The 6397-nt window shown below is 41.8% G+C and carries 12 protein-coding genes; 10 read left to right on the plus strand and 2 right to left on the minus strand.

Going from position 1 to position 6397, the window contains the following annotated elements:
* On the plus strand, positions 1 to 392 hold a 392-nt coding region (locus LC574_RS20990; RefSeq protein WP_229455406.1), incomplete at its 5' end, for a hypothetical protein.
* Between the two features lie 126 nt (positions 393 to 518).
* Complete coding sequence (locus LC574_RS20995) at positions 519 to 983, plus strand: hypothetical protein (RefSeq protein WP_229455407.1); 465 nt, start codon at positions 519 to 521, stop codon at positions 981 to 983.
* Positions 984 to 1021: 38 nt separating this feature from the next.
* Here LC574_RS20995 and LC574_RS21000 read toward each other — a convergent pair whose 3' ends face one another.
* Positions 1022 to 1957, minus strand: coding sequence for a hypothetical protein (locus LC574_RS21000; protein ID WP_229455409.1), 936 nt, complete (start codon positions 1955 to 1957; stop codon positions 1022 to 1024).
* 109 nt (positions 1958 to 2066) lie between these two features.
* The gene (locus LC574_RS21005) at positions 2067 to 2312 is read right to left on the minus strand and encodes a helix-turn-helix transcriptional regulator (RefSeq protein ID WP_229455419.1); all 246 of its coding nucleotides are present in this window, start codon (positions 2310 to 2312) and stop codon (positions 2067 to 2069) included.
* 185 nt (positions 2313 to 2497) lie between these two features.
* Here LC574_RS21005 and LC574_RS21010 point away from each other — a divergent pair, with 185 nt between their 5' ends.
* The 8 genes from LC574_RS21010 to LC574_RS21045 all read left to right on the plus strand — a co-directional run bounded on the left by LC574_RS21010 (position 2498) and on the right by LC574_RS21045 (position 6392).
* Entirely contained in the window at positions 2498 to 3310 is an 813-nt protein-coding gene (locus tag LC574_RS21010) for a hypothetical protein (protein ID WP_229455410.1), read from the plus strand.
* 109 nt (positions 3311 to 3419) lie between these two features.
* Positions 3420 to 3746 carry a hypothetical protein gene (locus tag LC574_RS21015; protein WP_229455411.1) on the plus strand — a complete coding sequence of 109 codons (327 nt, stop codon included), beginning with the start codon at positions 3420 to 3422 and terminating at the stop codon, positions 3744 to 3746.
* Positions 3739 to 3933, plus strand: coding sequence for a hypothetical protein (locus LC574_RS21020; RefSeq protein WP_229455412.1), 195 nt, complete (start codon positions 3739 to 3741; stop codon positions 3931 to 3933). Before LC574_RS21015 ends, LC574_RS21020 begins: the two co-directional genes overlap by 8 nt.
* Before the next feature lie 77 nt (positions 3934 to 4010).
* The gene (locus LC574_RS21025; protein WP_229455413.1) at positions 4011 to 4307 is read left to right on the plus strand and encodes a helix-turn-helix transcriptional regulator; all 297 of its coding nucleotides are present in this window, start codon (positions 4011 to 4013) and stop codon (positions 4305 to 4307) included.
* 46 nt (positions 4308 to 4353) lie between these two features.
* Complete coding sequence (locus tag LC574_RS21030) at positions 4354 to 4743, plus strand: hypothetical protein (RefSeq protein ID WP_229455414.1); 390 nt, start codon at positions 4354 to 4356, stop codon at positions 4741 to 4743.
* Positions 4744 to 4869: 126 nt separating this feature from the next.
* Complete coding sequence (locus LC574_RS21035) at positions 4870 to 5700, plus strand: hypothetical protein (RefSeq protein ID WP_229455415.1); 831 nt, start codon at positions 4870 to 4872, stop codon at positions 5698 to 5700.
* Positions 5701 to 5766: 66 nt separating this feature from the next.
* Positions 5767 to 5997 (plus strand): hypothetical protein, encoded by a 231-nt coding sequence (locus LC574_RS21040; RefSeq protein WP_229455416.1) that lies wholly within the window; start codon positions 5767 to 5769, stop codon positions 5995 to 5997.
* Positions 5994 to 6392 (plus strand): hypothetical protein, encoded by a 399-nt coding sequence (locus LC574_RS21045; RefSeq protein WP_229455417.1) that lies wholly within the window; start codon positions 5994 to 5996, stop codon positions 6390 to 6392. The genes LC574_RS21040 and LC574_RS21045 overlap by 4 nt, the downstream gene beginning before the upstream one ends.
* Positions 6393 to 6397 lie beyond the last annotated feature (5 nt).

Raw genomic sequence — 6397 nt, forward strand, 5'->3', positions numbered from 1 at the left:
AAATTCTTGTAATTCTGCGATCGCCATTTCTAGATGCTGGTTTATCATTGTTCGTTCTTAGACAGATATCTCTATCCGTATTATCTCGCAGTTTTTTTCAGAAATCAAATATGAGTCCTATATTTTGGTTAAATTGCTTACCAATTCAGCTTAATGAACTAGAACGCCAGTACATACAGTACTATTGTCCAACTTTAAATCAAAGTAAAATACCTCAAAAAAAGTTGTTACCTAGCTTTCAAATGCTAACACTGTCGCTCAAAAAATTAAACGAGCGAGTGCTGGTTTTCGGAGTATGTCCTGCTAGTGAAAAACTTCCGCTCAAAACAATAGTTATAGGTCAATACGGTTCAGTTAAGGCCAAAACTCTTTATCAAAGTCAAATTTTTTAACGAACCGCCAAGGACGCCAAGGACGCAAAGAGAAGGAAGAAATGCTTAACTGAACTGTATTGAGTTATAGGTTATCTGGCTAACTATACAGAAACTCGGCTTGCAACAACATTAGTTCGGAAAAGTTTGCAAGCTGTAAATAGAAAGCCCAATAGTTTATTTAGATGGATTGAGTACGACCGACTTAAAAATGGCGCTCGTTGGTTAACTAGGTGCAATGGTATCGAAACAAGGCTGATTCCTTGGTTTGAAGAACGCATTATGCACAACCCTAGTATGTACAGAGTCATGGAAGAGAAGCGTTTTGGAGTTTGGACTTCAATCCCATTAAATGACTATGAAGCAATGAGGCAAGACGTGAAAGCTATGTCATTTACTGAAAGATTGGAATTAGCGCGAAACTCAGAAATTGGCTGGCAATTATTTCCTTTGGAATGTGGTTTGCAGTTGAAAGTTATCAGTGGTGTAGAGCTTCTCTGTCTTACTAGTGAACAGCTAGAAGTATTACTGGATAAGAAGCCCTACATACAAGAACAGCATCCAGGTATTTGTGCTATTGATGAAGATCCTATTCCTAAGTTGCTATTTTAATTTTGTATTTTTTTGCAAAATTACTACAGCTTTGAAAGCTACATCTCATACCCAAACTCAGACTCCAACAAACTCAGCACTTTCTCTTCCAGTCCAGTCAAATAAGCACGATTCAGCTTCCCCAACGACTCTAAAAACCTCTGCACCGACTCCTCCAGCCCACTTGAATACACCCGACTGATGCGATCGCTAATCTCCCGCACCTGCTGACACTCGGCAGGCAGGTAATTGTAAGATTTCAGGTGCTGCAAACCAACGGTGTACTCACCATCCCAGGCTCTCAAGGTGCAACTAAACTCGTTTACTGCGCTGACTATCCCCCAACACCCACCCTTGCCCCTGAGTTCCGGGTTGTCTTTAACAAGGATTTGGCACACTTCGCCGATTTGGTAGGTATTAGGTACTTGGGTACGCTCCATGATGCGCTGCACAACATCTTTCACGATTCTACCACTTGGCACTTTACCCCCCGCTTGTTCCACCGCGTGCTGCCATGCTTCTGGCTGTTGTTGAGGCTCTAGCTTTGCCAGAGGTCGAACCTGTACTTCTGATGTGGGCAAAATTTGGGAACTATTAGTTCCCATTTCATCCTGGCTTTCATTTTGGGAACTATTAGTTCCCATTTTTATATTGTCAACTATCAAACAACCAGCTATTAGATAATTTACATGGCGGTAAGTATAACTAAACCTGTCTCTGCAATACTCTTCAAAGGTTTTATGCGTAGAACGATATAACCTGCGATCGCGCAATTCTGCCAGCGCCTTCCCCGCCTCAAAAAATGCCCGTTCCACTTTTCGCTCCAAGTGCAAGCGATCGCTAATTTCCTGCTCGGTTAATTCGGGTATTTCAACGGCAGTAACGGTGATTGTTGCAACGCTTGGATTTTCTTCTTGGACAAGGCTATCTGGTGGTGTGCTGTTATTAGATGGAGGGACGGTGGCTTTTTTACGCTTAGAGGATGGCTTAGTCATATTTCCATCTCTTTCAGTTCAGCGACATTTTCTTAAAGTGTGATGGTTTGCTGCAATTGTCTACCCCAAAATCCTTATCAACAAAACTTGTGGATTGACAGTAGCATGATTAAATCTCAGGATCTGCTTCTAGGCTTACACCAAAATCAACTCCTAAAACTCTTTCAATTTTGCGAAGATTTTCAATTGAAAGCGCTCCTTTGAGAGTTTCCTTTTCAACGTCATACCAGTAAGTCCGCGAAACACCAACTTCATCGCATATTTGCTCTAAGGACTTACTAGAATTCAGCCGAGCTTGCTTAATGCGCTCTCCTAGCCCTTCAATCTCTACTTCTTTGACTTGTCTTATCCGCATTCTTGTACTAATCACACTACCACCTCCTTAGAGTAAAGCGTTAACTGATAGTTTTACTATACACTATTAGCTTTTAGTTAACGCACTATAAACTATTAGTGTACTATAAAAATATGGAGAAAGCGCCCCCGACTCGCAATCAAAAGCGCTTTCTCTGCCCTTAAAAATAAGGAATTTTTATCATCATGACACATCCGCAATACACACAGCAAGCCCTCTCTCGCTACACCCTCCCCCGTCTCAAAAGAATTGCCGCAGAACTTGGTGTAGCAACCAGTGGGGACAAGAGAGCGGCTGAAACTTGGGTAGACACAATTCTCGCTCATCAGTCAGCCCAGGCTCAAAAAATCACCGACGAACAAGCCACTGCCCAAGCCGAACTGGACAACTACATCGCCGACCAAGCCCAAGCCGTAGCTCCCGAACCCCTCAGAATAGTCGAAATCTCGTTTTCTGATTACGAATATTACGCTGGTAATCAACTGATAGCCAGCATCAGCCATGATGACAACCACTTAACGCAACGCTGGGTAGTCATGGTCAACGATAAAGAAGTATTTCGTGCCAACACTCTAATGCGTTGCGATCGCTTCATCTGCACTCACTACAAAGACGGCTCATTACCTGTGCAGGAAAAAGAAGCAACACCCCCCACGACCGAAAACCGAATCATGGCGCATATCTTCAACGAGTGCCAGAAGTACGGGTTTGAAATTCTCGATGATGGCATTTATACCCACAATACTGAAGACGGCAAACTACGCAAATTGGGCGAAGTCGGATGCACTGAAGGTAACTGGTGGGTAATCCTGGGTTGTTCAGGTCAGCAGCAGTATTCTAACTCTGTGTTTGATGCTGTGCGCTCATTGTCGATGGTGGATGTGTCTACTGATAGTAAATCCATTTTTGATGAATATTTTTTAGAGCAACCCTTAGAACAGCTAACTGGCAATAAATTGCAACGGCTGCTGGAGAGAGCGGAGTTAGTCACAGCGTAAGGAGGCAGGGGGGCAGGGGTGCAGAGGGGAAAGAATCTGTACAAATCTCTCCTCTGCTCCTCTGCTCCTCCGCTCAAGAGCTTCATTGTCCCTTCATTCACCAATCAATATGCAACCCACAATCTCAATCCCCCAACACTGGGCATACCCTGGTTTTGCTTTGGATCAGCGTACAGAACAAGGCACGATTCTAGGACTTTACTACTACCCATCTGGAACAGAATTGGCTGAACAATTTGATGAAGGATGGCGTTATGTATTGATGCCTAAGAAGAATTCTGATGAAATATCGTACTTGCAAGAGGCTCAAATCCAACCGCTCACACCAGAAGAATTATTTCACCAAATTAACGCAGAAATTGACTTTTATCAACAACAGATAAGCATTCTCAACCGACAGTTAACCGTATTAACTAAGGGTGCAAACAATGGCTAATTCTACAAACAGTTTTGACCGTAGGGCTAATCATTTGCTGCGTTCAATTCGACTTTGCGGTGGTTGTGTTCCATTGCATCGGCTTCAGTTCCAATTCTCAGATTCAGTCATTCAAACTCTACTGGATAAAGAACTGGTGCAAGTGCAGAACACGGGACGCGGTTTTTTGTTGGAGATTGCTGACTAATGAATTACTTGAGGAGAAGACCAATTAATTCTCTTCTACCTCCTAGTCACAAATGCCCTTTATTAGCTCAAATATTGATGACTGAATCAATTGCTAAGGCTTTAAAAGCAATTCGCGTCTCTTACGAACTCACACAAACAGAACTAGCGCAAAAACTCCAAATAGGCAAATCACATTTATCTGAAATTGAATCATCAGCTAAAAAACCAAGTCTCGCCCTATTACTGCGCTATTCCGAAGCCTTTGATATACCACTATCCTCAATTCTGTTTTTAGCTGAACACATTGACGAAGGTATTGACGAAACGACAGAATTTATCTCTCTCAAAATCATAGCCCTATTGAAATTCATTCAACAGTGGCGCTCTCCGTAATCGCTTTCTCCCTTGAATCTCAATATCAAACACCAAGGACACAATCATGAAACTTTACGCAAAAACCATTCCACAGACTTTACCCAATTGGGCAACTGTCGTTACAAAGAGCGCAGATTTATTTGAGATTGAAATTAACGATGAACACCCGAACTTTCAATCTCTGCTTGAAGAGTTGGCAACAGAAATTGAGCCAGGAACAATAGGAGTAAAAGCAGAAGATTTATGTTTCAGGCTCGGTATAGAAATGTCTAACCCACATCTCCACCACTTAGTTGAACAAGCCCAAACCCTGATATCCCTTATTGCTACGCACCCAGACTACAAACAACTACTGGAGTTGGGATATCAACCTGATTTAAACATTGCCGATGCTCAAACTGCACTGACTTATTTGCAGTGGGAACTAGAGCGTAATCGAGAACTTTCAATTTAATACAAAAGCGTTCACCTGAATGAGTGCCGCTTATTCAAGTGAACGCACGGAAGTTTCTCTTCCGCTACAGAATTCTCATTATTGCACACGAAACACTAATCAATGAAACATTAACCGAGGTGAAACATGACTACTGAAATCAAACTAGGTTTATGCAACCCTCCAGAACCCATCTATTTATATGTCAAAAACGCCGAGTTAGGTGGAGAATCTTACCTGTGGTATAACTACGATATTGACAGGGATAAAACCATTCCTGTTACCCAAAGAGCATTAACTGGGTACTTATCAGAACTGCGATTGACCACTAAAGAATTCAAAGGCAAGGACAATCTGAAGCTCGATATTGTTGTCAGTGCCGATGGACTTTATGTCATAAGAAGTGGTATTGAAACAAACTTTACCAAAAGCTTTCTTTTAGCTGCCTCTTTAATCCAAGATTTTTCTAAGCCACTTATTATCGTTGCTACTGCTGGCGACGAAAACACGGTTTTCTGTAATCTTTACGATGCCGCAACCAAAACCAAGATTTACAGAGAATGGAGTAGAGATTTGGATTGGGCAACAATCATTCATGACATCCAATCTCTTTTAGGTAGTGCTTCATCAACTATTCCATCCGCACCAAAACTTAGCGTAGTCCCTCAACCAGTACACCCTCAAGACTTGCGAGTAAAAAATATTCGCACCTTGCTTGATTATCCTCTTGATTTAGTTAAAGAGTGGTTGCAATTTCAGGATGTTGACCGCCCAAGTTTACTTCATATTACCAAGATTAATGAACTGGTAAAAACAATGTGTTTGGCTTGGGCAGCAGATAAGTGTGACCATCCAAATCATGCCGAATCTTCGTATCAAAAGCTAGTTGTTGATGCTGTTGTTAGCGGTACGGATGAGTTAACAGCAATCAGTACATGGATGCAAGAGTTGCAAACTACAAAAGCAGGAGCAGTGTAAATCAAAAGTCAGAATTCAGAACATTTTTACTTCTGAATCCTCAATTAATCAAATAGGAATTAAGCTATGAAAGTCATTGTCACAGTAGTCGATAAAATCACGAGTGAAGCGCACCTAAATATTCCTGATGGACTGTCAGAGTCCGCAATCAAGCAGCACATTACAGACTTATACAACAGTGGGGAGATGCTGATTGATTTGAATATTGCTCAGGTGGAGTTTGAATCTATCAGCGCTCAAATTGTTAAAGAACAAACTGACACCAATTCTATCTCTTTATCAGAGGTGACATTATGAATCCCAAATGGACTGATGAAGAACTCGCAATCATTGAAGAAATGGCTTGTCTCTACACTGTTAAACAAATAGCTTATCGCCTCAAAATCAGAGGATACACACGCTCAACATCAGCTATTCAAAAGAAACTGCGCTTTTTAGGATACTCCGCACGTCCCATCCTTGATAACTACAACTGCTGCGAAATTGCTAGAGTTCTGCAACTCAAGTCAGCTACTGTTTGGAGTTGGGTTAAAAAGGGCTGGATACGTACAACCAGACGTTCTGGCAGATATCACCAAATCAGAAGCAAAGACTTAAAACGATTTCTTCAAAACCCACCCCAACGTATTAAGAATCGCATTGCTGCGATTGATAAAGACGCTATCGAATATTTAGTGGGGAAACTCGTATGATTGAC

Origin of the sequence: Nostoc sp. CHAB 5715 (genome assembly GCF_020829685.1) — a bacterium.
Lineage (GTDB): Bacteria > Cyanobacteriota > Cyanobacteriia > Cyanobacteriales > Nostocaceae > Nostoc.

Coding starts and splice junctions, on each gene's coding strand:
- LC574_RS21000 (WP_229455409.1), bottom strand. CDS start 1,957: ATGACTAAGCCATCCTCTAAGCGTAAAAAAGCCACCGTCCCTCCATCT.
- LC574_RS21010 (WP_229455410.1), top strand. CDS start 2,498: ATGACACATCCGCAATACACACAGCAAGCCCTCTCTCGCTACACCCTC.
- LC574_RS21015 (WP_229455411.1), top strand. CDS start 3,420: ATGCAACCCACAATCTCAATCCCCCAACACTGGGCATACCCTGGTTTT.
- LC574_RS21025 (WP_229455413.1), top strand. CDS start 4,011: ATGACTGAATCAATTGCTAAGGCTTTAAAAGCAATTCGCGTCTCTTAC.
- LC574_RS21005 (WP_229455419.1), bottom strand. CDS start 2,312: ATGCGGATAAGACAAGTCAAAGAAGTAGAGATTGAAGGGCTAGGAGAG.
- LC574_RS21045 (WP_229455417.1), top strand. CDS start 5,994: ATGAATCCCAAATGGACTGATGAAGAACTCGCAATCATTGAAGAAATG.
- LC574_RS21020 (WP_229455412.1), top strand. CDS start 3,739: ATGGCTAATTCTACAAACAGTTTTGACCGTAGGGCTAATCATTTGCTG.
- LC574_RS21040 (WP_229455416.1), top strand. CDS start 5,767: ATGAAAGTCATTGTCACAGTAGTCGATAAAATCACGAGTGAAGCGCAC.
- LC574_RS21030 (WP_229455414.1), top strand. CDS start 4,354: ATGAAACTTTACGCAAAAACCATTCCACAGACTTTACCCAATTGGGCA.
- LC574_RS21035 (WP_229455415.1), top strand. CDS start 4,870: ATGACTACTGAAATCAAACTAGGTTTATGCAACCCTCCAGAACCCATC.